Origin of the sequence: Streptomyces sp. NPDC056161, assembly GCF_042268025.1 — a bacterium.
Lineage (GTDB): Bacteria > Actinomycetota > Actinomycetes > Streptomycetales > Streptomycetaceae > Streptomyces.
In genome coordinates, this window is the sequence record NZ_JBHJUV010000008.1 from 119051 (window position 1) to 144513 (window position 25463).

Annotated in this window: 20 protein-coding genes; 10 read left to right on the forward strand and 10 right to left on the reverse strand. The window is 70.9% G+C overall.

Annotated elements, in window-relative coordinates:
• The first annotated feature begins 94 nt into the window (after positions 1-94).
• The 3 genes from ACFC09_RS10100 to ACFC09_RS10110 all read left to right on the forward strand — a co-directional run bounded on the left by ACFC09_RS10100 (position 95) and on the right by ACFC09_RS10110 (position 2876).
• Positions 95-763, forward strand: a complete 669-nt coding sequence (locus ACFC09_RS10100; RefSeq protein WP_376525486.1) for a GntR family transcriptional regulator — start codon at positions 95-97, stop codon at positions 761-763.
• Positions 760-2055, forward strand: coding sequence for a nitrate/nitrite transporter (locus tag ACFC09_RS10105; RefSeq protein WP_376525488.1), 1296 nt, complete (start codon positions 760-762; stop codon positions 2053-2055). The genes ACFC09_RS10100 and ACFC09_RS10105 overlap by 4 nt, the downstream gene beginning before the upstream one ends.
• Positions 2056-2318: 263 nt before the next feature.
• Positions 2319-2876 carry a hypothetical protein gene (locus ACFC09_RS10110; protein WP_376525490.1) on the forward strand — a complete coding sequence of 186 codons (558 nt, stop codon included), beginning with the start codon at positions 2319-2321 and terminating at the stop codon, positions 2874-2876.
• Positions 2877-2930: 54 nt separating this feature from the next.
• Here ACFC09_RS10110 and ACFC09_RS10115 read toward each other — a convergent pair whose 3' ends face one another.
• Together ACFC09_RS10115 and ACFC09_RS10120 are read right to left on the reverse strand one after the other, a co-directional pair.
• On the reverse strand, positions 2931-3782 hold the full coding sequence (locus tag ACFC09_RS10115) for an SAM-dependent methyltransferase (protein ID WP_376525491.1): 852 nt from the start codon (positions 3780-3782) through the stop codon (positions 2931-2933).
• Between the two features lie 186 nt (positions 3783-3968).
• Positions 3969-4793: a maleylpyruvate isomerase family mycothiol-dependent enzyme gene (locus ACFC09_RS10120; RefSeq protein ID WP_376525493.1), complete on the reverse strand. Its 825-nt coding sequence runs from the start codon at positions 4791-4793 to the stop codon at positions 3969-3971.
• 218 nt (positions 4794-5011) lie between these two features.
• On the opposite strand from ACFC09_RS10120, the gene ACFC09_RS10125 reads away from it, so the two are divergent.
• Positions 5012-5818, forward strand: coding sequence for a carbon-nitrogen family hydrolase (locus ACFC09_RS10125; RefSeq protein WP_376525494.1), 807 nt, complete (start codon positions 5012-5014; stop codon positions 5816-5818).
• 54 nt (positions 5819-5872) lie between these two features.
• Here the strand turns inward: ACFC09_RS10125 and ACFC09_RS10130 are convergent, their stop codons facing one another.
• Positions 5873-6382: an LURP-one-related/scramblase family protein gene (locus ACFC09_RS10130; protein WP_376525496.1), complete on the reverse strand. Its 510-nt coding sequence runs from the start codon at positions 6380-6382 to the stop codon at positions 5873-5875.
• Between the two features lie 128 nt (positions 6383-6510).
• On the opposite strand from ACFC09_RS10130, the gene ACFC09_RS10135 reads away from it, so the two are divergent.
• Positions 6511-8337 carry an NHL domain-containing thioredoxin family protein gene (locus ACFC09_RS10135; RefSeq protein ID WP_376525497.1) on the forward strand — a complete coding sequence of 609 codons (1827 nt, stop codon included), beginning with the start codon at positions 6511-6513 and terminating at the stop codon, positions 8335-8337.
• A 276-nt stretch (positions 8338-8613) separates the two neighbouring features.
• Here ACFC09_RS10135 and ACFC09_RS10140 read toward each other — a convergent pair whose 3' ends face one another.
• Both ACFC09_RS10140 and ACFC09_RS10145 read right to left on the reverse strand, forming a co-directional pair.
• Positions 8614-9984: a M18 family aminopeptidase gene (locus ACFC09_RS10140; RefSeq protein WP_376525499.1), complete on the reverse strand. Its 1371-nt coding sequence runs from the start codon at positions 9982-9984 to the stop codon at positions 8614-8616.
• 112 nt (positions 9985-10096) lie between these two features.
• Entirely contained in the window at positions 10097-11923 is a 1827-nt protein-coding gene (locus tag ACFC09_RS10145) for an acyl-CoA dehydrogenase (protein WP_376525501.1), read from the reverse strand.
• Between the two features lie 365 nt (positions 11924-12288).
• Here ACFC09_RS10145 and ACFC09_RS10150 point away from each other — a divergent pair, with 365 nt between their 5' ends.
• Positions 12289-12762: an SseB family protein gene (locus tag ACFC09_RS10150; RefSeq protein ID WP_376525502.1), complete on the forward strand. Its 474-nt coding sequence runs from the start codon at positions 12289-12291 to the stop codon at positions 12760-12762.
• A 268-nt stretch (positions 12763-13030) separates the two neighbouring features.
• On the forward strand, positions 13031-14002 hold the full coding sequence (locus tag ACFC09_RS10155) for a pirin family protein (RefSeq protein ID WP_376525504.1): 972 nt from the start codon (positions 13031-13033) through the stop codon (positions 14000-14002).
• A gap of 92 nt (positions 14003-14094) precedes the next feature.
• Here ACFC09_RS10155 and ACFC09_RS10160 read toward each other — a convergent pair whose 3' ends face one another.
• Complete coding sequence (locus ACFC09_RS10160; protein WP_376525506.1) at positions 14095-14826, reverse strand: alpha/beta fold hydrolase; 732 nt, start codon at positions 14824-14826, stop codon at positions 14095-14097.
• 233 nt (positions 14827-15059) lie between these two features.
• On the opposite strand from ACFC09_RS10160, the gene ACFC09_RS10165 reads away from it, so the two are divergent.
• Positions 15060-16094: an AI-2E family transporter gene (locus ACFC09_RS10165; protein WP_376525508.1), complete on the forward strand. Its 1035-nt coding sequence runs from the start codon at positions 15060-15062 to the stop codon at positions 16092-16094.
• A 90-nt stretch (positions 16095-16184) separates the two neighbouring features.
• Here the strand turns inward: ACFC09_RS10165 and ACFC09_RS10170 are convergent, their stop codons facing one another.
• On the reverse strand, positions 16185-18326 hold the full coding sequence (locus tag ACFC09_RS10170; protein ID WP_376525509.1) for a SpoIIE family protein phosphatase: 2142 nt from the start codon (positions 18324-18326) through the stop codon (positions 16185-16187).
• Between the two features lie 146 nt (positions 18327-18472).
• Between ACFC09_RS10170 and aspS the strand changes: the two genes are divergently transcribed.
• Together aspS and ACFC09_RS10180 are read left to right on the forward strand one after the other, a co-directional pair.
• Positions 18473-20236, forward strand: a complete 1764-nt coding sequence (aspS, locus tag ACFC09_RS10175) for an aspartate--tRNA ligase (RefSeq protein WP_376525511.1) — start codon at positions 18473-18475, stop codon at positions 20234-20236.
• A gap of 208 nt (positions 20237-20444) precedes the next feature.
• A complete protein-coding gene (locus tag ACFC09_RS10180) occupies positions 20445-21458 on the forward strand; it encodes an intradiol ring-cleavage dioxygenase (protein ID WP_376525513.1) in 1014 nt (337 codons plus the stop codon).
• Positions 21459-21555: 97 nt separating this feature from the next.
• On the opposite strand, the gene ACFC09_RS10185 is transcribed toward ACFC09_RS10180, so the two are convergent.
• The 3 genes from ACFC09_RS10185 to metG all read right to left on the reverse strand — a co-directional run bounded on the left by ACFC09_RS10185 (position 21556) and on the right by metG (position 25273).
• Positions 21556-22167 (reverse strand): Uma2 family endonuclease, encoded by a 612-nt coding sequence (locus ACFC09_RS10185; protein ID WP_376525515.1) that lies wholly within the window; start codon positions 22165-22167, stop codon positions 21556-21558.
• A 49-nt stretch (positions 22168-22216) separates the two neighbouring features.
• Positions 22217-23116, reverse strand: a complete 900-nt coding sequence (locus tag ACFC09_RS10190; RefSeq protein WP_376525516.1) for a helix-turn-helix domain-containing protein — start codon at positions 23114-23116, stop codon at positions 22217-22219.
• 441 nt (positions 23117-23557) lie between these two features.
• A complete protein-coding gene (gene metG / locus ACFC09_RS10195; protein WP_376525518.1) occupies positions 23558-25273 on the reverse strand; it encodes a methionine--tRNA ligase in 1716 nt (571 codons plus the stop codon).
• Positions 25274-25463: the final 190 nt, after the last annotated feature.

Below are 25463 nucleotides of genomic sequence, written 5' to 3' on the forward strand. Positions count from 1 at the left end.
GCGGGGTGTACGGGGACGTGCGGTGCGGCCGGTGCGATGGTCCGCATGGTGGACGGGCCGTGTCATGCGTACGTGATGTATCTATTCTGTGCGCATGCCTTCAGTGCCCGCCCCGTCCGCTCCCGTGAAACAGCCTCCCGCCGCCGACCGCGTCTACGCCCACGTCAAACAGGGCGTCCTCGAACGCCGCTACGAGGGCGGCACACTGCTCACCGAGGGCGAACTGGCCGAGGCCACCGGGGTCTCCCGCACCCCGGTGCGCGAGGCGCTGCTGCGGCTCGAAGTGGAAGGTCTCATCAGGCTCTACCCGAAGAAGGGCGCCCTGGTGCTGCCCGTCTCCGCGCAGGAGATCGCCGACGTCGTGGAGACGCGGCTGCTGGTGGAGGAGTACGCGGCGCGCAAGGCCGTACCCGCTCCGCCCGGTCTGGTCGAGCGGCTGTCCGAACTGCTCACGCGACAGAAGGAGCAGGCGGCAGCCGGTGACCTGGCCGCCGCCGCGCTCACCGACCGCAACTTCCACGCCGAGATCGTGCGCAGCGGCGGCAACGAGATCCTCTCCCGCCTCTACGACCAGCTCCGCGACCGCCAGCTGCGGATGGGCGTCGCGGTGCTGCACTCCCACCCGGACCGGATCGCCAAGACCCTCGCCGAGCACGGGGAGATCCTGGACGCGCTGCGATCGGGGGACGCGGAGGCGGCCGTCGGGATCGTGCACCGGCATGTGAGCTGGGTCTCGCACCTCGCCCGGGGTGAGGTGCGGTGAGCAACGCCACCCTCCCGGGCGACCCGCCCGGCGGTCGCCGCGCGATAGCGGTCTGGTGCATAGGTGTCACGGTCTACTTCGTCGCCGTGATCTTCCGTACGTCCCTGGGTGTCGCCGGTCTGGACGCGGCCGACCGCTTCCATGTGAACGCCTCCGCCCTGTCGACGTTCTCGATCCTCCAACTCCTCGTCTACGCGGGCATGCAGATACCCGTGGGCCTGCTGGTCGACCGGCTCGGCACCAAGAAGATGCTGGGCATGGGCGCCGTGCTGTTCACGGCGGGCCAGCTGGGCTTCGCCCTGTCACCGTCGTACGGCACCGCGCTCGCCGCGCGCGCACTGCTCGGCTGCGGTGACGCGATGACCTTCATCAGCGTGTTGCGGCTGGGTACCCGTTGGTTCCCGGCCCGCCGCGGTCCCATGGTCGCCCAGCTCGCGGGACTGGTCGGGATGGCGGGCAACCTGGTCTCCACGCTGGTACTCGCCCGGCTGCTGCACAGCGTCGGCTGGACCGCGGCGTTCGCGGGCAGCTCCGTGGCCGGCGCCGTCGCCTTCGTACTGGTGCTGCTGTTCCTGAAGGACCATCCGGAGGGTCATGAGCCGGAACCCTTCCCGCACCGGGGCTCCGCCTATGTGCGCCGCCAGATCGCCGCGTCCTGGCAGGAGCCCGGGACCCGGCTGGGCCTGTGGGTGCACTTCACCACCCAGTTCCCCGCGATGGTGTTCCTGCTGCTGTGGGGCCTGCCCTTCCTCGTCGAGGCGCAGGGGCTCAGCCGTGCCACCGCCGGTGAACTGCTGACCCTCGTCGTCCTGTCCAACATGGTGGTCGGGCTGGTCTACGGTCAGATCGTCGCCCGGCACCACGCGGCACGGCTGCCGCTGGCCCTCGGCACGGTCGCCGCGACCGCCGTCGTCTGGGCGGCGACCCTCCTCTACCCGGCCGACCGGGCGCCGATGTGGCTGTTGGTGGTGCTGTGCACGGTGCTGGGCGCCTGCGGCCCCGCCTCGATGATCGGTTTCGACTTCGCCCGGCCCGCCAACCCGCCGGAGCGGCAGGGCACGGCGTCCGGGATCACCAACATGGGCGGCTTCGTGGCCTCGATGACCACCCTGTTCGCCATCGGTGTCCTGCTCGACGCCACCGACGACAACTTCACCGTCGCCTTCTCGGTCGTGTTCGTCCTCCAGGCGGTCGGCCTGAGTCAGATACTGCGGCTGCGCAGGCGGGCGGCGCGCCGGGAGCGGGAGCGGCTGGTCGCCAGCCGGGTGGAGACGGTGCACGTTCCTGCCTGAGCCGGACCGCCCGGCCGTGAACAGCGCAGCCCGTCTTTCATGCACGCGACGCCATGACCCATGACTCGTGTCTCACGCCCCGTGCCCCGAATTTAATGACCCTAAAGCTCATGACCCCAAAGCTCATAACCCTATGAAATTCGTCGCAGCGGCTTCCTGTGTATTCAGTGGCCGGACATGCCCTCTGTCAGCCTATTCATGCCGTTCCGGACAATGGGCCGCCTAGGGTATTTCCAGGTCCGAGCAACGTTGGAGGCAGGGCGATGAAGAAACTGATCGGTGCCGGCGTGACGGCTCTCGCGACAGTGGTCGCGGCAACCGCCGGAGTGGCGTCCGCCCGCGCGGAAAGTACGGCTGACGGCCCCCGACCCTGCGTCATCCAGAATGCGGGTCACAACAACATCAACGCCTGCCGCGACGTCCTGAACGGAAGCGGACACGTTGCCGGAAATCAGCACAGCATCAATTCCACGGGTGACGAGGTCAGCCTTCCCGATCCGGCATTGCCGTTCTTTCGCGTGGGCAGCACAACCACTGCTTACAAGATTACTCTCGCCCAGAAGATCGGTGACTTCGACCCTTCCCCGGACACTCAAACAGTTTTGAACGGCAACGGCCAATTGTTCTGGCCGACCCTCGGCCTGACGGGGGCCATCTACTCCATCACCGACAGTTCGAACGCGTTCCGGGGAAACGCATCCCTCACGTTCGATGTGAGGAACCCCCAGAACATCATCTGGCGGTGCGAGACCTCCGCGGACTCTCCCGTCTCCTGCTCGTCCCCGTCCGGCGGTCAGCTCGACACGATCAAGCTTTCCTAGGCGGGAGCGGCGCCGATACGCCCCCTCCTTCCTGGGGGTCCACGTCCTCGCGGGTCAGCAGACCGGTACGAGGGTGAGATAGGCGATCCCCAGGATGCCCCGGTAGGCCATCCACTGGGCGCGGTGCCGGTCGAGCCGGTCCCGGGTCTCGGCCGCCGGCGGATGGTCCGGGTGGGCGGCGAGCCACACCTCGGTGTCCGCCTGGTAGGCCGACTCGAACTCGTCCCATTCGTCGGTGTTCGCGGTCTCCGTCCACTCCGGGCGGAACCCCGCCGCCACGGCGAGATCGAGGAGCCGGCCGAGGCTGTGGTGGTCGTCGGCCGAGGCGTCCGGCCACATGCCCGACAGCTCCGCGGACGTCGGGGGCCGCTCCCAGAAGCCCTCGCCGAGCAGGACCCGGCCGTCGTCCGCGACCAGTCGGCGCAGTTCACGCAGCGACTCGACGGTGTGCGCGGGTGGTTCGGCCGTGCTCAGCGCCTGGCTGGCGCCCAGACACAGCACCAGGTCGGCGGGCCCGCGCCCGGTCCCCGTGGCCGACTCCTCGATGAACTCGACCCGGTGCGCGAGCCCCCGCGCCGCGGCGTTGCGCCGCCCGCGCGCCAGGTCCTCGCCGCGGAGGTCGAGCCCGACGCCACGGGCGTCCGGTACGGCGGCCAGCACCCGGAGCAGCAACTCACCCCACCCGCAGCCGATGTCGAGCACGGTGGCGGGTGCCGTCCGGGCGAGCCGGGCCACCATCCGGCCGGCCCGCGCCTCGGAGAGGGGACCGTGGAAGGTGAGCCGGGACAGCCGGGGCGGGCGGGGCGACTGGTCGTCGGCGGCGACATCACCGTCGGCCCGGCGGCCGCCGCCGTGCCCACGGACGTCGTCCGGGGCGTCATCGCAGCTGTGCTGGGTGTCGGTCATGCCGGGCACGTTATTTCGCCGGGTCCGCGCGAGGACACCGAATATCTGCGGTGACGCGGACGGCCACGGGGCGCGCGGGTGGTGGCGCGGGCGGGCCACCGGTGCGCGGGTTGCGCGGGTGGTGACGCGGACGGTCACCGGTGCGCGGGTGGTGACGCGGACGGTCACCGGTGCGCACGTCAGGGGCTACGGCGTCACCGCGAAGTTGCGCAGGATGGCCGTCGTCAGCTCGGGGTCGCCCTCCGTCTTCACCCGGTCCGCGACCGCCTCGGGGGTGATCCGGCCGCAGGCCAGGCGGAAGTAGGTCTCCCAGTCCAGCGTGAAGGTGGCGGCGGGGCCGAGGGCGGGGGCGGTCTCCAGGGTGCCGCGGCCCTGGATGTCGACGCGGATGGTGCGCAGGAACTCGATGGGCCCGTGCACGTCGAAGACGATCGCCGAGCTGCGCGGGGCGCCCGCGTCATGGGCGACGATCTTCGGCAGGGCGGCGAGCAACACGTCCCGGACGACCTGGGCGCCCGGCGAGTCGAGGTTGCCGGGCCGGCCGAGCGCGGTGCGCAGATCCTGCTCGTGCGTCCATACGTCGAACGCCCGGTTCCGCATGGCGTCTTCGAGCGTGATCTCCGCGCCGAGCGGGCCGCGCACCATGGCGCCCGGTGCCCGGGACTCGTTCCGCAGCTGCCGGTTGCGGCGGATGATCGTGTACTCCAGCTCGGCGGTCATCTCCGGCGCCGTGTGGTGCCGGCGCACATCGACCTGCATCTCCATGTAGCGCTGGTGCTCGTTGGTGACGTGGAAGAGGTCGCGGGGCAGGGAGTGGATGGGGCGCGGGTCCCCGAGCATCTCGCAGTCCAGGCCGATCACATGCGACACGACGTCACGGACCGACCAGCCGGGGCAGGGGGTCCGCCGATTCCACTCGCCCTCGACAAGGGGCTGCACCAGCTCGGATATCGCTTCGATGGAGTGCGTCCAGGCGTCGGCGTAGGGCTGGAGGGTGGGATGCAGACTCACGGGAACGGGACCCCTCGGCGGTCGGTACACGGGTGGTGGATGGCGGGGTTGCCTGTGGGAGGTGGCGGTCGGCGGGTGTCTCGGAACTCCCCCAAGCTATCGGCTTCACTCGAACAGGGGGGACCCCCAAGTTACGCTGCTGTGAGGCACCCCGGCAGTGCTTTCGTGTGACGATCGTAGGCCCGTGTGGACGGCTCGAATGCCAGGACGGTGGTAGTGTGCGCGCCTCGCTGATCCAGATCGCCGTAGAAGAGGGCGAACCGGTCGAATCCCGTCGGCGGCGGGTGGCCGCGCTGGTACGGGAGCAGTCGGCGTCGGACCTCGTCGTGCTCCCCGAACTGTGGACGACGGGCGCCTTCGCGTACGAGGAGTTCGCGGCCGAGGCCGAACCGCTCGACGGACCGACCTTCGAGGTGATGGCGAAGGCGGCGAGCGACGCGGGCGTCTGGCTGCACGCGGGCTCCGTTCCGGAACGGGACCCCGAGGGCCCCCTCTACAACACGTCTCTCGTCTTCTCCCCCTCCGGTGACCTGGCCGCGGCCTACCGCAAGATCCACCGCTTCGGCTTCGACAAGGGCGAGGCCGTGCTGATGGGCGCCGGCCGGGAGCCGGTGACGGTCCGGCTGCCGCGGACGGTCCTCGGCCTGGCCACCTGCTACGACCTGCGCTTCCCCGAACTCTTCCGCGCGCTGGTGGACGCCGGCGCCGAGACCCTGGTGATCCCGGCGGGCTGGCCCGAGCGCCGCCGCGCGCACTGGACGCTGCTGGCTCAGGCGCGGGCGGTCGAGAACCAGGCGTTCGTCCTCGCGTGTGGAACGGCCGGGACGCACGCGGGAGTTCCCCAGGCGGGTCACTCGATCGTGGTGGACCCCTGGGGCGAGGTGCTGGCGGAGGCGGGCGCCGGTGAGCAGGTCCTCACCGTGGACATCGACCCGGCGAAGGTGGGCACGACCAGGGAGCAGTTCCCGGCGCTGAAGGACCGGGTCCTCGGCCTCGAACCGCCCAGGCGCCCTCCGCTGGCCTGACGACCTGACCTGACCTGGACCTGACGACCTGACCTGACCCGACCGGCCCGCCCCCTAACCGTCCTCCCGTCTACCGTCCTCCCGTTCCTTCTCCGCGAGGTGGATCACGCACACGGTCACCGCGATCAGCAGGGCCGGGTCCGCGTCCTCGCGCACCACGTCGACGCCGTAGGTCTCCCGCAGGTGCAGCCACCGCCGGGAGATCACCGCGAGCAGTTCGCCGTCGTACTCGACGACGAACTCCCGGTCCAGGACCTTGCCGCTGACGTCGAGTTCCGTGCCGTCCACCAGGGCCACCCGGTAGTGGTTGCGCAGCAGGGACAGCCGCTTGCGCCGGATGGTCGCCAGCGGCTCGCCGTCCCGCTCGACGACCATCGTGTCCCTGATCGCGAGCAGCTTCTGCCGGATGTCGATGAGGACGCGCCCCTGCCTGTCCTTCAGCTCGAAGGTGTCTCTCAGGCGCATCGCCTTGCCGTCGACGAGGAACACCTTGGAGCCGTGCTCGTCCTCGATCCAGTAGTCGTCACCGATGCCGAGGAGCCGGTCGCGTACGAGGAATCTCATGTCCCTACGGCTTCCCCGGCGACGCCGTCCGAACGCCGCCGGTAGGCCGACGGGCTGAGCCGGTGCGCCCGGCGGGCCGGTCCGCACCGCCGGGAACAGCGCGGACGGCGGTGTGGTTGGGTTGGAGCATGGTCAAGCGTGCACGTGTCCGCGCCCCCGAACTGGTCGGTAAGGGCGGCTGGATCAATACCGGCGACAAGGAGCTGAGCCTCACCGGGCTCCGCGGACGCATCGTAATCGTTGATTTCTGGACATTTTGCTGCGTGAACTGTCTGCACGTCCTCGACGAGCTGCGCGAGCTGGAGGAGAAGCACCGGGACACGGTGGTGATCATCGGCATGCACTCGCCGAAGTTCGTGCACGAGGCCGAGCACCAGGCGGTCGTCGACGCCGTCGAGCGGTACGGCGTCGAGCACCCGGTCCTCGACGACCCGGACCTCACCACCTGGAAGCAGTACGCCGTACGCGCCTGGCCGACCCTGGTCGTCATCGACCCCGAGGGGTACGTCGTCGCGCAGCACGCCGGTGAGGGGCATGCGCATGCCATCGAACGGCTCGTGACGGAACTGGAGGCCGAGCACGCGGCCAAGGGGACCCTGCGCCGAGGCGACGGACCGTACGTGCCGCCCGAGCCCGAGCCGACGGTGCTCCGCTTCCCCGGCAAGGCGCTGCCGCTGCCCGGCGGGACCTTCCTGGTCAGCGACACCACCCGGCACCAACTGGTGGAGCTGGCCGAGGACGCCGAGACCGTCGTACGCCGGATCGGCTCCGGCGCGCGCGGCTTCGCCGACGGCGCCGCCGGGGCCGCCTCCTTCAACGAGCCGCAGGGCCTCGCCCTGCTCGACGAGTCCTCCGTGGTCGTCGCGGACACCGTGAACCACGCGCTGCGCCGCCTCGACCTGGCCTCCGGCGCGGTCACCACCCTCGCGGGCACCGGGAAGCAGTGGTGGCAGGGCTCGGCGGCCACCGGCCCGGCACGCGAGGTCGATCTGTCCTCCCCCTGGGACGTGGCGCTGTTCGGCGGCAAGGTGTGGATCGCCATGGCCGGTGTGCACCAGCTGTGGGTGTACGACCCGGCCGCGGACACCGTCGCCGTCGCGGCGGGCACGACCAACGAGGGCCTGGTCGACGGGCCGGGCGAGCAGGCGTGGTTCGCCCAGCCGTCCGGGCTCGCCGCGACCGCGGACCGGCTCTGGGTCGCCGACTCCGAGACCTCGGCGCTGCGCTGGGTGGACCTCGACGGGCAGGTGCACACCGCGGTCGGCACCGGTCTGTTCGACTTCGGCCATCGCGACGGGGCCGCCGGACAGGCGTTGCTCCAACACCCGCTGGGTGTCGCGGCGCTTCCCGACGGTTCGGTGGCGGTCGCCGACACCTACAACCACGCCCTGCGCCGCTACGACCCGGCGACCGGCGAGGTGACCACCCTCGCCACCGACCTGCGGGAGCCGAGCGACGCGGTCCTGGCCGGCGAGGACGGCGCGGACATCCTGGTCGTGGAGTCGGCCCGGCACCGGCTGACCCGGCTGCGGCTGCCGGAGGAGGCGGTGCGGGTGGCGGGCGTCGCCCACCGCACCCAGCGCGCGGCCACCGATGTCGCGCCCGGCGAACTCCGGCTGGACGTCGTCTTCCAAGCCCCCGCGGGCCAGAAACTGGACACCCGGTACGGCCCCTCGACCCGGCTCCTGGTCTCCGCCACCCCGCCCGAACTGCTGCTCAAGGGCGCGGGCGCGGACCCGGAGCTGTCCCGCGCGCTGGAGCTGAACCCGGCCGTGCCGGAGGGCGTCCTGCATGTCTCCGCGATGGCCGCGTCCTGCGACGACGATCCCGAGAACCCCTATCCGGCCTGCCATGTGCACCAGCAGGACTGGGGCGTTCCGGTCCGCCTCACCGAGGCGGGCGTGGACCGGCTGCCGCTGGTCCTGGCGGGCATGGACGAGGCGCCGACCTCGTAGCCGCGACGGCGCTCGGCAATCGGCAATCGGCGGTCGGCAATCGGCGGCCGGTAGCCGACAGCCGGCGTCCGACAGCCGGCGGTCACCGGTCGGGTGAGCTGCGGCCGGCGCCAGGCGCCAGGCGCTCTGCGCACAGCGGGCTGATCGCGGAGAGTGCGGCTCCCCGACCGAGGTCTCCCCGCCGAGGCCACCCCCTTGCCGAGACTCCCGCCAGGGCTCCCGCCGAGACTCCCGCCAGGGCGCCCGCCGAGGCCCCCGCCAGGGCTCCCGCCAAGGTCACCCCTCCAGGAACGCCCCCAGCGCGTTCGCCAGCAGATACGGGTCGTCCGCGCCGCACAGTTCCCGGGCGCTGTGCATCGACAGGATCGCCACGCCGATGTCCACGGTTTTGATGCCGTGCCGGGCCGCCGTGATGGGCCCGATCGTGGTGCCGCACGGCATCGAGTTGTTGGAGACGAAGGACTGGAAGGGCACACCGGCCCTGTCGCAGGCGGCGGCGAAGATCGCGCGGCCCGAACCGTCCGTGGCGTACCGGTTGTTGACGTTGACCTTGAGGAGCGGGCCGCCGTTGACGCGCGGGTGGTGCGTCGGGTCGTGGCGCTCCGCGTAGTTGGGGTGGACGGCGTGGCCCGTGTCGGAGGACAGGCAGACGGTGCCGGCGAAGGACCGGGCGCGGTCCTCGTAGCTGCCGCCGCGGGCGAACACGGAACGCTCCAGTACCGAACCGAGCAGCGGCCCGTCCGCGCCGGTGTCCGACTGGGAGCCGTTCTCCTCGTGGTCGAAGGCGGCGAGGACCGGGATGTGGGGCAGGGCGCTCCCGGAGGTGGTGACGGCGGCGAGGGCCGCCGCGCCCGCGTGCACGGACAGCAGGTTGTCCATCCGCGGACCCGCGACCAGTTCGCGGTCCCGGCCCAGGTAGGCCGCCGGTTCCACGGAATGCGTCATCAGGTCCCAGCCGGTCACCGCACCGGCCGCGAGCCCGCACTCCTGTTCCAGGAAGGCGATCAGATCGCCGTCGCGCACGGTGTCGCTGAGGCCCCAGACCGGCTGGAGGTGGCGCTGCTTGTCGAGTTTGAGCCCGTCCGCGGTCACCGAGCGGTCGAGGTGGATGGCCAGTTGCGGCACCCGCAGCAGCGGACGGTCGACGTTGACCAGACGGGTCGAGCCGTCCCGCAGCGTCAGCCGTCCCGCGATGCCGAGGTCGCGGTCGAGCCAGGAGTTCAGCAGCGGGCCGCCGTAGATCTCCACCGCCACCTGGCGCCAGCCGTGCGCGCCGCTGTCCGGCAGCGGCTTGACCCGCAGGTTGGGTGAGTCGGTGTGCGCGCCGACGATCCGGAACGGCGTGTGCGGTGCGGCGCCCTCGGGGACGTACCAGGCCACGATCGCCCCGCCGCGCACCACGTACTTGCCGCCGCTCGTCCCGTCCCAGGCGTCCGTCTCGCCGACCTGCCGGAACCCGGCCTTCTCCAGCCGCGCGGCGGTGTTCGCCACGGCGTGGTACGGCGACGGGCTCGCCGTGAGGAAGGACATCAGGTCGTCGGTGTGGCCGCGGCCGAAGGCGGCGGGGGTGGCGGGGGTGGCAGGGGTGGCGGGGGTGTTCGAAGCGCTCCGTGGAGCGGCGGCAGACGGGCGGGACGGTTCGCTCATGGCTTCACCTTAACTACGTGTATGGGCCTGACTCCCTGGTCGGGAGATCAGGCCCACACCCGGTGCCGGGACGGCGGCCGGTGCCCCGGCGGGCGGCGTTCGTCCCGTCGCGCTAGAACGCGGCCTCGTCCAGCTCCATCAGGTCCAGGTCGGTGTTCTCCGCGATCTTGCGGGCCAGGGTGACGCCGGGCAGGACGTCGGCCGCGAAGAACTTCGCCGCCGCGATCTTGCCCGTGTAGAACGCCTTGTCCTTGCCGGTCGCCGTCTCCAGTTTCTCGACGGCCACCGCGGCACCGCGCAGCAGCAGGTAGCCGACGATCACGTCGCCGGAGGCGAGCAGCAGCCGGGTGGTGTTCAGGCCGACCTTGTAGATGTTCTTGATGTCCTGCTCGGTGGCCGCGAGGTCGGTCAGCATCAGACCGACGATGGCCTCCAGCTCGACGGCGGCCTTGGCCAGGTACTCGCGGGCGCCGGCCAGCTCCTCGCCGCCGGTGCCGAGGGCCAGGAACTTCTTGATGTCCTCGGCGAGCGAGTTCAGCGCGGCGCCCTGGTTGCGGACGATCTTCCGGAAGAAGAAGTCCTGGCCCTGGATCGCCGTGGTGCCCTCGTACAGGGTGTCGATCTTGGAGTCCCGGATGTACTGCTCGATCGGGTACTCCTGAAGGAAGCCGGAGCCGCCGAGGATCTGGAGGGACTGGGCGAGCTGCTCGTAGCCCTTCTCGGAGCCGTAGCCCTTGACGATCGGCAGCAGCAGGTCGTTGAGCGCGTGCTCGACGGAGGCGTCCTCGCCGAGTGTCTCCTTCACGGCGATGGCGTCCTGCACGGAGGCGGTGTGCAGGACCAGGGCGCGCATGCCCTCCGCGTACGCCTTCTGCGTCATCAGCGAGCGGCGCACGTCGGGGTGGTGGGTGATGGTGACCTTGGGCGCGGTCTTGTCCATGAAACCGGCGAGGTCCGGACCCTGGACGCGCTCCTTGGCGTATTCGAGGGCGTTGAGGTAGCCGGTGGACAGGGTCGAGATCGCCTTCGTGCCGACCATCATGCGGGCGAACTCGATGATGCGGAACATCTGCCGGATGCCGTCGTGCTTGTCGCCGATCAGCCAGCCCTTGGCCGGGTGGCGGTCGCCGAAGGTCAGCTCGCAGGTGTTGGACGCCTTGAGGCCCATCTTGTGCTCGACGTTCGTCGCGTAGACGCCGTTGCGCTCGCCCAGTTCGCCGGTCTCGAAGTCGAAGAGGTACTTCGGGACGAGGAAGAGGGACAGGCCCTTGGTGCCCGGACCGGCGCCCTCCGGCCGGGCGAGCACGTAGTGGAGGATGTTCTCCTCCATGTCGTGCTCACCGGAGGTGATGAAGCGCTTGACGCCCTCGATGTGCCAGGAGCCGTCCTCCTGCTGGAGAGCCCTGGTCCGGCCGGCGCCGACGTCGGAGCCCGCGTCGGGCTCGGTGAGCACCATGGTGGAGCCCCAGGTCTTCTCGACCGCGAGCGCGGCGATCTTCTGCTGCTCCTCGGTGCCCTCCTCGAAGAGGATGCGGGCGAACGCCGGGCCGGAGGCGTACATCCAGATCGCCGGGTTCGCGCCGAGGACCAGCTCGGCGTACGACCAGATCAGCGACGGGGGCGCCGGGGTGCCGCCGATCTCCGCGGGCAGGCCCAGGCGCCAGTACTCCGCGTCCATGAGGGCCTGGTAGCTCTTCTTGAACGAGGCCGGGACCGGTGCGGAGCCGGTCTCCGGGTCGAAGACCGGCGGGTTGCGGTCGGCGTCCGCGAAGGACGCGGCCAGCTCGTTCTCGGCGAGGCGGGTCAGCTCCGCCAGGATGCTCTTGGCGGTGTCCGTGTCCAGCTCGGCGAACGGGCCGGATCCGTACAGCTTGTCGCGCCCGAGCACTTCGAACAGGTTGAATTCGATGTCGCGGAGGTTCGACTTGTAGTGCCCCATGGTGACGGCTCCGTATCGGACTGGGCGAGGCACTGACTCCTCGCATCTGGTTCACATACCAACTAGTAGCTACGATGATGCTACCCGTCGGTAATAAGAAGCAACCCCGGCTGGGCCAAGTGTGAGAAGGCTCAATTCGACGGGGCGCGCACGACGGCGCACCCAGGTCCGCGGGCGTGCCCGCCGCGGGCCCGCGCGTCCCCCTGTCGCGGGCCCGCGCGTCCCCCTGCCGCGGGCCTGCGTGTCCACCCGCCGCGGGCCCGCGCGTCCACCCGTCGCGGCCCCCGCGGGGAGGCGGCCGGGAACGGCCGCAGAACCCGCCGCGGACCTCCTCCGGGCCGGGTGGTCTCGGTACGCTTACGCCCATGTACGGATACGGGCAGCCGATGGACGGGAGCGCCGGGCAGCAGCAGTACGCCCAGCCGCAGCAGCAGATGCCCGGCGGGTACGGCCAGCAGCCGCCGCTCTACCCGGAGCCGTCCCCGCCCTCGCTCGCGGACGCGGTGCGCGCGTTCACCACCGGCCAGATGTCCGCCGAGGACTTCCAGCAGGTCTTCGCCACGTCCAAGGTCTACTGCCCGCGCGGCGACAACCCCGGCTTCCTCGCCCTGCACAACACCCAGCAGCCGGTGATCCCGATGTTCACCTCGCTGAAGGAACTGCGCCGCTACGCGGGCAAGGAGTCCAAGTACTTCGTGATCACCGGCGCCGAGGTGATCGACCTGCTGCCGACCGGCTACGGCTTCGTCCTGGACATGGAGGGCGAGCACCGGATGGTCTTCGACGCGAAGGCGGTCGAGCAGATGGTCGAGTTCGCCATGCGCAGGATGTACGGCTGACCGGGATCCCGCATCCCGTGGTCACGGTCGTGTGGCGTCAGGTGGTCACGGTAGTTCCGTGTCCTGTGGTCACGGTCGTGTCGTGTCCCGTGGTTGCGGTCGTGCGGCGTCCTGTGGCCACGGTCGTGCCGTGTCCCGTGGTTGCGGTCGTGCCGCGGCCACTCCCCGGCGAGTGGCGGCCCGGAGGGAATTCCCTCCGGGCCTTCTCTGTTTGGGGTGGCAAGAAGTTCAACGGTCAACTATTCTGAGTGCAGAAGGAGGTACCGACATGCCTGCAGTGACCGTCGAGAACCCGTTGACGCTGCCCCGTGTGGCCGCGCCCGCAGACGCCGTGGCCCGCCCGGTGCTCACCGTGACGACCGCGCCGAGCGGTTTCGAGGGTGAGGGTTTCCCGGTGCGCCGGGCGTTCGCGGGGATCAACTACCGCCACCTGGATCCGTTCATCATGATGGACCAGATGGGCGAGGTGGAGTACGCGCCCGGTGAGCCCAAGGGCACCCCCTGGCATCCGCACCGCGGCTTCGAGACCGTCACCTACATCATCGACGGGATCTTCGACCATCAGGACTCCAACGGCGGTGGCGGCACCATCACCAACGGTGACACCCAGTGGATGACGGCCGGTGCCGGTCTGCTGCACATCGAGGCGCCGCCGGAGCACCTCGTCACGTCGGGCGGCCTCTTCCACGGCCTCCAGCTGTGGGTGAACCTGCCGGCCAAGGACAAGATGATGGCGCCGCGCTACCAGGACATCCGCGGCGGCAGCGTCCAGCTGCTCAGCACCCCCGACGGCGGCGCGCTGCTGCGGGTCATCGCCGGTGAGCTGGACGGCCACGCCGGTCCCGGTATCACTCACACGCCGATCACCATGATCCACGCGACGCTGGCGCCGGGTGCGGAGGTCACACTGCCGTGGCGCGAGGACTTCAACGGTCTCGCGTACGTCCTCGCCGGGCGCGGCACGGCCGGTGCCGAGCGGCGCCCGGTCCACGTGGGGCAGACCGCCGTCTTCGGCGCCGGTTCCTCGCTGACCGTCCGCGCGGACGAGAAGCAGGACTCGAACACGCCGGACCTGGAGGTCGTCCTCCTCGGTGGCCGGCCGATCCGTGAGCCGATGGCGCACTACGGGCCGTTCGTCATGAACACCCGCGAAGAGTTGCAGCAGGCGTTCGAGGACTTCCAGAAGGGCCGGCTGGGCACGGTCCCGGCCGTGCACGGGATGTCCGAGGGCGGGCTGTAGGGCTCGACGGCACGTCCGCGGGCGGGTCCGGTTCCTGATCAGGGACCGGACCCGCCCGCATCCACGTCCACGACGCACCGCACCGCCGGGTGCTACGAGGCCGGCGCGGCGTTCCCCCGGCGGAGGCGGTCGTAGCGGTCGGCGATCAGGTCGGCCACCAGGTCCGGGCGGGACAGGAACGGCGAGTGACCGGTGTCGAACTCGACCACCTCACCGGCGTCGCCCGCCATGGCCCGCTGGTCCTCGGGGTGGATCGCCCGGTCCCGCAGGCACACCGCGTAGGTCGACGGGACGGTGCGCCACGCGGCCGCGCGGTCGGTGGCGACCGGTTCGAAACTGGCGGCGGCCATCGGACGCAGCGTCGCGATCATCCGGTCCGCCAGTCCGTCGCTGACGTCGTCGTAGAACGCCTGCCTGGCCAGCGACGCGTCGATGGCGACGGTGCCGTCCGCGCCCGCCTTCGCGGCCCCGCCCGCGGTCGGGCGGCGCCGTGCGGGCGGGGTCACCGGCACACCCGCCTCGATCATGAAGGCCGCGAGGTAGACGAGGTGTTTCACCCGGGGCAGGCCGGACGCGCCGAGGGTCGCCGGGCTGCCGCCCCAGGAGTGCGCCACGACGATCACGTCGCCGTCCTGCGCCTCGATGGCGGTGCGTACGACGTCGGCGTCCGCGTCGAGCCTGGTCATCGGCAGCCGTACGGCGGTCGACGGGATGCCGCGGGCGTCGAGTTCCTCCCGCAGCGGATCCCAGCAGGTCTCGTCGTGCCAGCCGCCGTGCACCAGAACCACGGTCGTCCTGCCGGCCGTGCGTCTCCTGTCAGCCATGTGTCTCCTCGGGTCGTTCTCGGGCGGAGCGGTCGGGGTGAGTGGTCGGGGCGAGCGGTTGGGGCGAGCGGTCGGGGTGCGCCCCCTCACCGTCAGCGCCGGGTACCCGCGATACCCGGGTCGTCGCGGCAGCCGGGTGGGCGAAGCCTGCGCCCGGCGGGTGCCCCGGGCGGTGTCACCCGGCCGGGTCGGTGCGGCAGGACAGCCCGGCGTGCGCGTGATCCGCTGGACCGGTGCAGTTGCTTCCGGAAGCCGTTCGCCGTCTCGCCGCGTGGTGCGTGGTGATCCTGCTCGTCTCCGGTGTGGTCTACGTAGTGATCCGGCTGTGCGTGGCGTTCCGCACGGCCGTCACTCCCGTACTGCTCGCGCTGCTCGGCACCGCCCTGCTGCGGCCCCTGTACCGGCGGCTCGTGACGGCCGGGGTGCACCGGTCGCTGGCCGCCGGGCTCACCTGCGTCGCGGTCGTCGCCGTGGTCGGCGGCGCCGTGTACGTCGTGGTCGCCGCGCTCATCGACAACGGCGACCAGATCATCGCCTCGCTGCGGGCGGCCGGCAAGTCCCTCGCCCAGCACCTCGGGGCGGCCGGCACCTCGGTCGACGATCTCGCCACCAACGCGAGGAAACTGCTGGCCAAGTTCGGCGGGACGGCCGCCTCCAACGTCATCAGCGGGGTCAGCGTGGTCGGCGAGTCCATCGCCATGGCCGTCCTCGCGCTGCTGCTCGTCTTCTTCTTCCTGCGCGACTCGCACCGCGTCGCCGCGACCATCCGGTCCGTCGCGCCGCGAGGCACCGCGGACACCCTGGAGGCGATGGCGCGGCGGGCCTTCGGCGCGGTCGAGGGCTTCATGCGCGGGACCACGGTGATCGCGCTGATCGACGCCGCCTGCATCACCGCCGGACTGCTCGTCCTGCGGGTGCCGGGCGCGCCCGGACTGGGCGCGCTCGTCTTCGTCGGCGCCTACATCCCCTACCTCGGCGCGTTCCTGTCCGGCGCGGTGGCGATCCTGGTCGCGCTCGCCGACCGGGGCGTCGTGATCGCGCTGTGGGCGCTGGGGGTGGTGCTCGCCGTGCAACTGCTGGAGGGGCATGTGCTCCAGCCGGTCATCCAGAGCCGGACCGTGCAGATGCACCCGGCGGTGGTGCTGCTGGCGATCACCGCGGGGGCGTCCGTGGCGGGGATCGTGGGAATGCTGCTCGCGGTGCCGCTGACCGCCGCCGCCTTCGGCATCGCCCACGAACTCAGGTACCGGTACGCGGCAGCACCGTAGACCCGGCCCCACCGCCGTGACGCGCGCTCGCACCCGTACGCGCACCCGTACCTGCGCCGCGCCTCGCCTCGCCCCGCAGGGCCTTCGCCGTCAATTCCGCTCGTGCAGCCGCTCTCGCTCGTGCAGTTCGAACCAGACGCACTTGCCCTCGCCCCGTGGGTCCACGCCCCACGCGTCGGCGAGCCGCTCGATCACGAGCAGGCCGCGGCCGGAGGAGGCCAGTTCGCCGGGGCGGCGCCGGTGCGGCAGGGCGTCGCCGGAGTCGGTGACCTCCACCCGCAGCCGGCGCCGCCCCGGCGCACCGCTGATCTCGGCGAGCAGCAGCGCGTCCGTGTCGGTGTGCAGCAGGACGTTGGTGACCGTCTCGGAGATCAGCAGCACCGCGGAGTCGACCTGGTCGGCCGAGGTCCAGTCGTGCAGCAGCGCGCGCAGGAGCTGCCGGGCCTCGGCGACCCGCTGCGGCTCGGCCTGCGCCACGTTCAGCGCGGTGCGGCGTGCCCGACATCGCCGGGCCGGGGCGCCGTCCACGGCGTTCTGCGCCGTCCGGCACATGAGCAGCACGGCGATGTCGTCCTCGCGTCGATCGGCCAGCGGGCCGGGCATGTGGTACGAGGAGGGGCCGTGCACGCCCTGGACCAGGGCGTCGGCGAGTGTCTCCAGATCGCCGTCGTGCTGCTCCAGGATCGTCCGGATGCGTTTCCAGCCGCTCTCCAGGTCGTGGCCGCCGGTCTCGATCAGGCCGTCGGTGCAGATCATCAACGTCTCGCCCGGCTCCAGCACGAACCGGGTCGTCGGATAGTCGGCGTCCGGGTCGATGCCCAGCGGCAGCCCGCCCGCGGTCGGCCGCTCCAGCACCGTTCCGTCCGGCATGCGTATCGCCGGGTTCGGATGCCCGGCACGGGCCACCTCCAGCGCCCCGGACTCCGGTTCCGCCGCCACGTACAGGCAGGTCGCGAAGCGCGGCTCGTGGCCGGCGGTGATGCCGTGCAGGAAGCGGGAGGTCCGGGTGAGGACCGCGTCGGGACGGTGTCCCTCGGCGGCGTAGGCGCGCAGCGCGATCCGCAGCTGTCCCATGAGTCCGGCGGCCGTCACGTCATGGCCCTGGACGTCGCCGATGACCAGCGCGTATCTGCCGCCCGCGGGCCGGGTCCGGGAGACGGGGCCGGGCAGCGGGATGAGGTCGTACCAGTCGCCGCCGACCTGGAGCCCGCCGCCGGTCGGGACGTAGCGGGCGGCCATGGTCATGCCGGGCACCGCCGGGCCCAGCCGGGGCAGCATGGACCGTTGCAGGCCATCGGTCAGTTCCCGGGCCGACTCGGCGGCCTCGGCCCGGGACAGCGCCTGGGCGAGCATCCGGGCCACCGTCGTCAGCACGGACCGCTCGTCGGGCGTGAAGGCGACCGGGTAGGTGAAGGCCGCCAGCCAGGCACCCTTCGTCCGGCCGCCTGCCGTCAGCGGCAGGAACGCCCAGGAGTGCCGCCCGAACGGCTTGGCGAGCGGCCAGGTCAGCGGGTAGCGGGAGCTGTACTCCTCGGGCGAGGACAGATAGACGGCACGGCCGGTCCGCACCACGTCCACGGCCGGGTAGTCGGTGTCCAGGGGCATGTTGTAGAAGGGCGCCTCGTCGGTCAGGTGCTGCCCGTGGTGGCCGATGATCGTCAGGTGGTCGCCCACCACGGCGAACACCGCGAGCCCGTCCGGTGAGAAGCCCGGCATCGACAGACCGGCCGCCACCCGCAGCACCTCCTGCGTGGACCGCGCCTCGGCGAGCGCCCGGCCCGCGTCCAGCAGGAACGCCTCCCGGGAGCGCCGCCAGTCGCCGCGTACCGCGCTGCGCCCCGCCGGGGTGCCCGGCACCGGTTCGGCGACCTCCTGGAGGGTGCCGATGGCGTCGTACGTCCTGTGCTCGCGGTCGACCGTGGGCTTGGACCTGCTGCGTACGGTGCGCAGGACGTGGCCCTGTTCGTCCACGATCCGGATCCGCGCCTCGGCGATCGTGCCTTCGGCCGCGGCGAGCTGGACGATCCCGGCGACCTCGTTCCAGTCGACCGGATGGATCCGGGCCCGTACCTGTGCCTCGGTGAAGGTCGACGGCTCGGCGGGACATCCGAGCAGGCGGGCGGCCTCCGCGTCCGCGGTGACCAGCCCGCTCGCGGTGTCCCAGTGCCACAGGCCCGTCGCCACGGCGGCGAGGACGTCGTCCACCGTGGGCAAGGGCTCACCAGTACGCATTGCCCCACTTTAAGAAGATTTGACAGAAAGATGCCACTGGTCGGGGAGGCGGAAACAGGGGGCGGCCGGTCTTGGGGTGCCCGGTAGGCTTGGGGAGGGTTTCACGTGAAACCCTCCCCCGATCCGCGAAGGCTGGATGAACGACGATGCATCGGTACAGGTCCCACACCTGCGGCGAGCTCCGCGCTTCTGACGTCGGCACCGACGTCCGGCTGAGTGGCTGGCTGCACAATCGGCGCGACCTGGGTGGCATCCTCTTCATCGATCTGCGTGATCACTACGGCATCACCCAGCTCGTCGCCCGTCCCGGCACGGAGTCGTACGAGGCGCTCGACAGGCTCTCCAAGGAGACGGTGGTCCGGGTCGACGGCAAGGTCGTCTCGCGCGGCACCGACAACGTGAACCCCGAGCTGCCGACCGGCGAGGTCGAGATCGAGGTCGGCGCGGTCGAGGTGCTGGGCGCGGCGGCTCCCCTCCCCTTCACCATCAACGCCGAGGACGGGGTCAACGAGGAGCGGCGGCTGGAGTACCGCTTCCTGGACCTGCGCCGCGAGCGCATGCACCGCAACATCATGCTCCGTACGTCGGTCATCGCGGCGATCCGGCAGAAGATGGTCGCGATGGGCTTCAACGAGATGGCGACGCCGATCCTGTCCGCCACCTCCCCCGAGGGTGCCCGCGACTTCGTCGTCCCCTCGCGTCTGCACCCGGGCAAGTTCTACGCCCTGCCGCAGGCGCCCCAGCAGTTCAAGCAGCTGCTGATGATCTCCGGCTTCGACCGCTACTTCCAGATCGCGCCCTGCTTCCGGGACGAGGACGCCCGCGCGGACCGCTCGCCGGGCGAGTTCTACCAGCTCGACGTCGAGATGAGCTTCGTCGAGCAGGAGGACGTCTTCCAGCCGATCGAGAAGCTGATGACGGAGCTGTTCGAGGAGTTCGGCGGCGGCCGTCCCGTCACCTCCCCCTTCCCGCGCATCCCGTTTCGCGAGGCGATGCTCAAGTACGGCTCCGACAAGCCGGACCTGCGCGCCAAGCTGGAACTGGTCGACCTCACCGATGTCTTCGAGGGCTCGGAGTTCAAGGCGTTCGCGGGCAAGCACGTGCGGGCCCTGCCGGTGCCGGACGTGGCCGCGCAGCCCCGCAAGTTCTTCGACCAGCTCGGCGACTTCGCCGTCGCGCAGGGCGCCAAGGGTCTGGCCTGGGTGCGGGTCGCCGAGGACGGGTCGCTGTCCGGTCCGATCGCGAAGTTCCTCACCGAGGAGAACGTCACCGAGCTGACCAAGCGGCTCTCGCTGGCGGCCGGTCACGCCGTGTTCTTCGGCGCGGGCGAGTTCGACGAGGTCTCGAAGATCATGGGCGCGGTGCGGGTCGAGGCCGCCAAGCGCGCCGGGCAGTTCGAGGAGAACGTCTTCCGCTTCTGCTGGATCGTCGACTTCCCGATGTACGAGAAGGACGAGGAGACCGGCGCGATCGACTTCTCGCACAACCCGTTCTCCATGCCGCAGGGCGGCCTGGAGGCCCTGGAGACCCAGGACCCGCTGGACATCCTGGGATGGCAGTACGACATCGTCTGCAACGGCGTCGAGCTGTCCTCCGGTGCCATCCGGAACCACGAGCCGGACATCATGCTCAAGGCTTTCGAGATCGCGGGCTATGCGCGGGAGACGGTGGAGGAGAAGTTCGCGGGCATGCTCCGCGCCTTCCGCTTCGGCGCCCCGCCGCACGGCGGCATCGCCCCGGGCGTCGACCGCATCGTCATGCTGCTCGCGGACGAGCCCAACATCCGCGAGACGATCTCCTTCCCGCTCAACGGCAACGCGCTGGACCTGATGATGGGCGCGCCGACGGAGCTGGAGGAGACCCGGCTGAGGGAGCTGCACCTGTCGGTGCGCAAGCCGCAGCCGAAGTAGCCACAGGAGCTACGGGACCCATAGGAGTTACGGGACCCATAGGAGCTACAGGGCTCACAAGAGTTACAGGGCTCACAGGAGTCACACGGCCCCGGGGGCCGGAAACCGCTGCCGGTTTCCGGCCCTTTTCGCTGCGCGGTCCGACCGGGCCGGAAATCGCGGGTGATTATCAGGGTCCTGACAGGTTCCTTTCCTATCTTCCATGTTCATGACCAATGAGGCCATGGATGAGGGCAGGCACCAGGGTCCGGCTCACGAGCCGGACCACCGACGGAATCCGACACGACGCCAGGTGGTCGCCGTGGGCGTGGGGGCCGTGGCCGCCGTCGCCGTCGGCGGCACGGCGGCGACCGGGGCGTTCGCCGAGGAGACCGGCGGGAGCGGCAAGGCAGGCCAGGCCGGCCGGACCGGCGAGGGGAGCGCCACCGGTGCCACGCCGACGGCGAGCGGTGGCGCGGACGCGTGCTACCGGCTCACCTCGGAGGTCGTCGAGGGGCCGTACTACATCGACGCGGACAAGATCCGCCGGGACATCACCGAGGACCAGGAGGGCATCCCGCTGACCCTCACGCTCAAGGTGATCGACGCCGACACCTGCGCGCCGGTCGCGAACGCGGCCGTCGACGTCTGGCACTGCACGGCGCTCGGCATCTACTCCGGTTACGAGTCGGTCGGCAACGGCGGCGGCGGTGGCGGCGGCTCGGACCCCACCGCCACACCCACGGGCGAGCCCACGGGATCTCCCACGGGATCTCCCACGGGCACCCCCACGGGCGCGCCGCCGTCCGGCGGTCCGGGTGGCGGCGGCCATGTCGAACCCACCGACGACGAGCGGTACCTGCGCGGCACCTGGCGGACCGACCGGCACGGCACCGCCACCTTCACATCCGTCTTCCCCGGCTGGTACGAGGGCCGCTGCGTCCACATCCACGTCAAGGTGCACGTGGACGGCGAGTGGACCGACGGCGGATACGAGGGCGGCCGCACCTGCCACACGGGCCAGCTGTTCTTCGCGGAGGAGGCCGTGCTCCGCACGGAGACCGTGGCTCCGTACGCGGCCAACACCATCACGCGCACCACTCTCGCCGAGGACCGGTTCTACCCGCAGAACGGCGCCGAGGGCGGCCTGCTCACCCTCGCCTACGACAAGCGGAGGATCACCAAGGGGGTCCGGGCCGAACTGACCCTGGGCGTCGACCCGGCCGCGAACCAGGGCAGCTGACACCGGTCGGCGGCCGGCTCCGGGGCCCCTGCGCGCCGCTCCGTACCCGGAGCCGCCGCAGCCGAGGCGTTCCTGTCCGGCCGCCGAGCCGACGATGTCAGCGCTGCTCGCCGTCCTGCGCCGGGTAGCGGGGCAGAGCCTGTGTCGAGATGGTCCAGTCGCCGATGGTGACGTCCTCGCCGTAGACGAAGTCCTTGCGGGTGGCGTAGCGGGGGCCGTCGGGGGTGGGGTGGATGTCGGTGAGGACGGCACCGGTGCCGGTGCGGGGGTCGAAGACCGCGTAGACGGGGATGCCCATCAGGGGGTAGTCACGCGCCTTGCCCACCCAGTCGTTCTCCGGGTTGGAGCGGGAGACGACCTCGATGGCGGCGATGAGAGTACGGGGATCAAAACTCCCCGGCACCTCCATGTCGGCCAAGGCGATCACCATCACGTCGGGGCGGCGCATGATGCCCTCGGGTTCGTCCTCGACGTCCGGCTCCCCCGTGTGGGCCACGATCTCGTCCGGCATCGCTTTCTCAAGGCGTTTCCGCAGGTGCAGGGTGGTCAGCTCGTGCGGACCGACGGGCGCCATCATGTCGTGGACGATTCCTTCCCTGGTGACCTCGAATTTGCCGGGCACGGTGTCGTCCATCGACTGAACGCAGTCGCGCATGGCCCGATAGCGGTGGGAGGCGCCCTGCTGCGCGTTGTCCGGGGCGATGGTCATGGCGCTCGCTCCTCGTCTGTGCCCGGGGGCAAGGATCGTCACGTTCATGCTAGGCGGCCTCCGTGGGTACGGGTCGGCAGTCGCGGCAGCGGCCGGGGGTGGGGGAGCGGAAGGCAAGGTCGCAGCCGTCGCAGGTCTGGAACGGGGGTGGTACGTCCGGTGGCGACGCGGGGGCGCGGAACGGGGGAGGGGGTGGCAGTTGCGCCGTGAGACGGTGCGCGAGGAAGGCCGCCGGGCGGTGCAGGGGGTCCTGGGGGAGGTTCGAGGACAGGGCGTGCTGCACGGCGGCGGGGGGCAGGTCGCGCTCCAGCCAGGCGGCGACGCCGGGCGCGAGGTGTTCGGCGTCGGTGGCGGAGAGGAGGAGGCGGGGATCCGCGCGGTGGAGTCCGGCGAGGAGAGCGAGGGCCGTCCGGAGGAGATCGGGCGAGGGGGCAGCGGGTTTCGGCACGGCGGGGAGCAGCTTGCGGGGCGCGGGCTTGCGGGGCGTGGGCTTTTCGGGGGCGGGACGGCGCGGGGGCCTGCCGGAGGGCTCGGCGGTGCTGTCGGCGGCGGAGCCACGGTGTCCGGGCCGGTTGCAGGAGACCGTGCGGGTGACGATTCGGCCGCCGTCGACGCGTTGGCGGGTACGGCGCAGGTAGCCGTGGGCCTGTAGTTCGTTGAGGGCGGCGGCGATACGGGTCGGGCCCTCGGGGAAACGGGCGGCGAGCGTCTTGATGTCCACGGGGGCGCCGGTGGGGAGGGACTGGATGTGGCATGCCAGTCCGATGGCGAGCAGGGACAGCTCGCGGTGCTGGGCCAGGTGGTTGCCGATCACCGTGAAGTGGGTGGTGTGGCGGGCGTTGTCGTGGACGACTCCGCCGGGGCGCGTGTTCCGGTGCCGGTGCGGGTGGTTTTTGCCCGGGATACGGGACTCGGAGTGCGGGGGCGCGCTAGGGTTTTCGGTGTCCATCAGGAAGCTGTCTCTTCCTCGGTGGTCAGGCCCTCGCCGTGGGGTGCCAGTCCCGGCGGGGGCCGTCGCATGTGTCCGGTCGTTCTGATGAGCGGTTGCTCTGTGGTGCGGTCGTTCCGTGTCGCTTGCGCTGAGCCTAGGGCAGGCAACTGGGCCCGAATCCAGCCGAGTTGGACATATTCACTCTCGGGAGTGAGTTTGCGCGCGGGCGTGCGGGAGGGTGGGGTGGGGCTTGGTGGGGTTTCTTTCTCCCGTGTTTCTTGGGAAGAGCGCCGGTCTCACCGGAACGCGGTCGGCCGTGTTCCGGTGCCGAACGGTGACGGTGCTGAACGGTGACGGTGCTGAACGGTGACGGTGCTGAACGGTGACGGCGATGACGAAGGGGCCCGGTGGGGTCAGTCGTACGACCGACCCCACCGGGCCCCTTCGGATACCTGGAGGTTATGCGGGCTCGCCGCCGAAGCGCTCCTTGTAGGTCTCCAGGTCGTCGTCCGTCAGCTTGGCGAACAGGACCGGCGGGACCGTGAAGGGCGTGCCCGTGGGGACCGAGGTGAGGGAGCGGGCCTCGTCCGCGGTGACCCAGGCCGCCGTGTCGTCCGCCAGTGAGAAGGCCGAGCGCATGGCGGCCGACGCCGACGGGATGATCGGCTCCGAGACCACCGCGTACAGGTGGATCAGGTTCATCGCCGTGCGCAGCGACAGGGCCGCGCCGTCCTTGTCGGTCTTGATCTCCAGCCAGGGGGCCTTCTCCTCCAGGTAGGAGTTGCCCGCCGACCACAGGGCGCGCAGGGCGGACGCCGCCTTGCGGAACTGGAGCGCTTCCATCTGCTGCTCGTACTCCGCGAGCAGCCGGGCGATCTCCTCGCCCAGCTTCGCCTCCGCCTCGCCGGGCTCGCCGCCGGCCGGGACCTGTTCGCCGAAGCGCTTCTTCGAGAAGGAGAGCACACGGTTGACGAAGTTGCCGAGGGTGTCGGCCAGGTCCTTGTTCACCGTGGCCGTGAAGTGCTCCCAGGTGAAGGACGAGTCGTCCGACTCGGGGGCGTTGGCGATCAGGAAGTAGCGCCAGTAGTCGGCCGGAAGGATCTCCAGGGCCTGGTCCGTGAAGACGCCCCGCTTCTGCGAGGTGGAGAACTTGCCGCCGTAGTACGTCAGCCAGTTGAACGCCTTGACGTAGTCGACCTTCTTCCACGGCTCGCGGACGCCGAGTTCGGTGGCCGGGAACATCACCGTGTGGAAGGGGACGTTGTCCTTCGCCATGAACTCCGTGTAACGGACGTCGGTGTCGACGTCGTACCACCACGCCTTCCAGTCGCGGTTGCCCGGATCCCGGTCCGCCCACTCCTTCGTCGCGCCGAGGTACTCGATCGGGGCGTCGAACCAGACGTAGAAGACCTTGCCCTCCGCCGCCAGCTCCGGCCAGGTGTCGGCCGGCACCGGGACGCCCCAGTCCAGGTCGCGGGTGATCGCGCGGTCGTGCAGGCCCTCGGTCAGCCACTTGTGGGCGATGGAGGACGCCAGCTGCGGCCAGTCCCTGTCGTGCCGGGCCACCCACTCACGGACCTCGTTCTCCAGCTTCGACTGGAGGAGGAAGAGGTGCTTGGTCTCGCGCACCTCCAGGTCCGTGGAGCCCGAGATCGCCGAACGGGGGTTGATCAGGTCGGTCGGGTCGAGCACCCGGGTGCAGTTCTCGCACTGGTCGCCGCGGGCCTTGTCGTAGCCGCAGTGGGGGCAGGTGCCCTCGACGTAGCGGTCGGGGAGGAAGCGGCCGTCGGCGGGCGAGTAGACCTGGCGGATCGACCGCTCCTCGATGAAGCCGTTCTCGTTGAGGCGGCGGGCGAAGTGCTGGGTGATCTCCCGGTTCTGGGCGCTGGAGCTGCGGCCGAAGTAGTCGAAGGACAGCCCGAAACCGTCGTAGACCGCTTTCTGGGCGTCATGCGCCTGCGCGCAGAACTCGGCCACCGGGATGCCCTGCTCCTTGGCGGCCAGCTCCGCGGGGGTGCCGTGCTCGTCGGTCGCGCAGATGTACAGGACGTCGTGGCCGCGCCGGCGGAGGTAGCGGGAGTACACGTCCGCCGGGAGCATGGACCCCACCATGTTGCCCAGGTGCTTGATCCCGTTGATGTACGGAAGGGCGCTGGTGATGAGGTGTCGAGCCATCGCGGGCTGCTCCCAAGTCGCTACACGGGGTGACGGGTGACCGTTTTCCGGGCGTTTCCGTCTGTCTACGAACCTTGAAATCGTAGCCGACACGGGTACGCCGCCCGCCTCCCGTTTCTACGGGTGGGAGGCGGGCGGCGTCGGGTGATCGCGGAAGGGTGGCTCCGGGGCCGCCCGGTCCCGGGTGGTC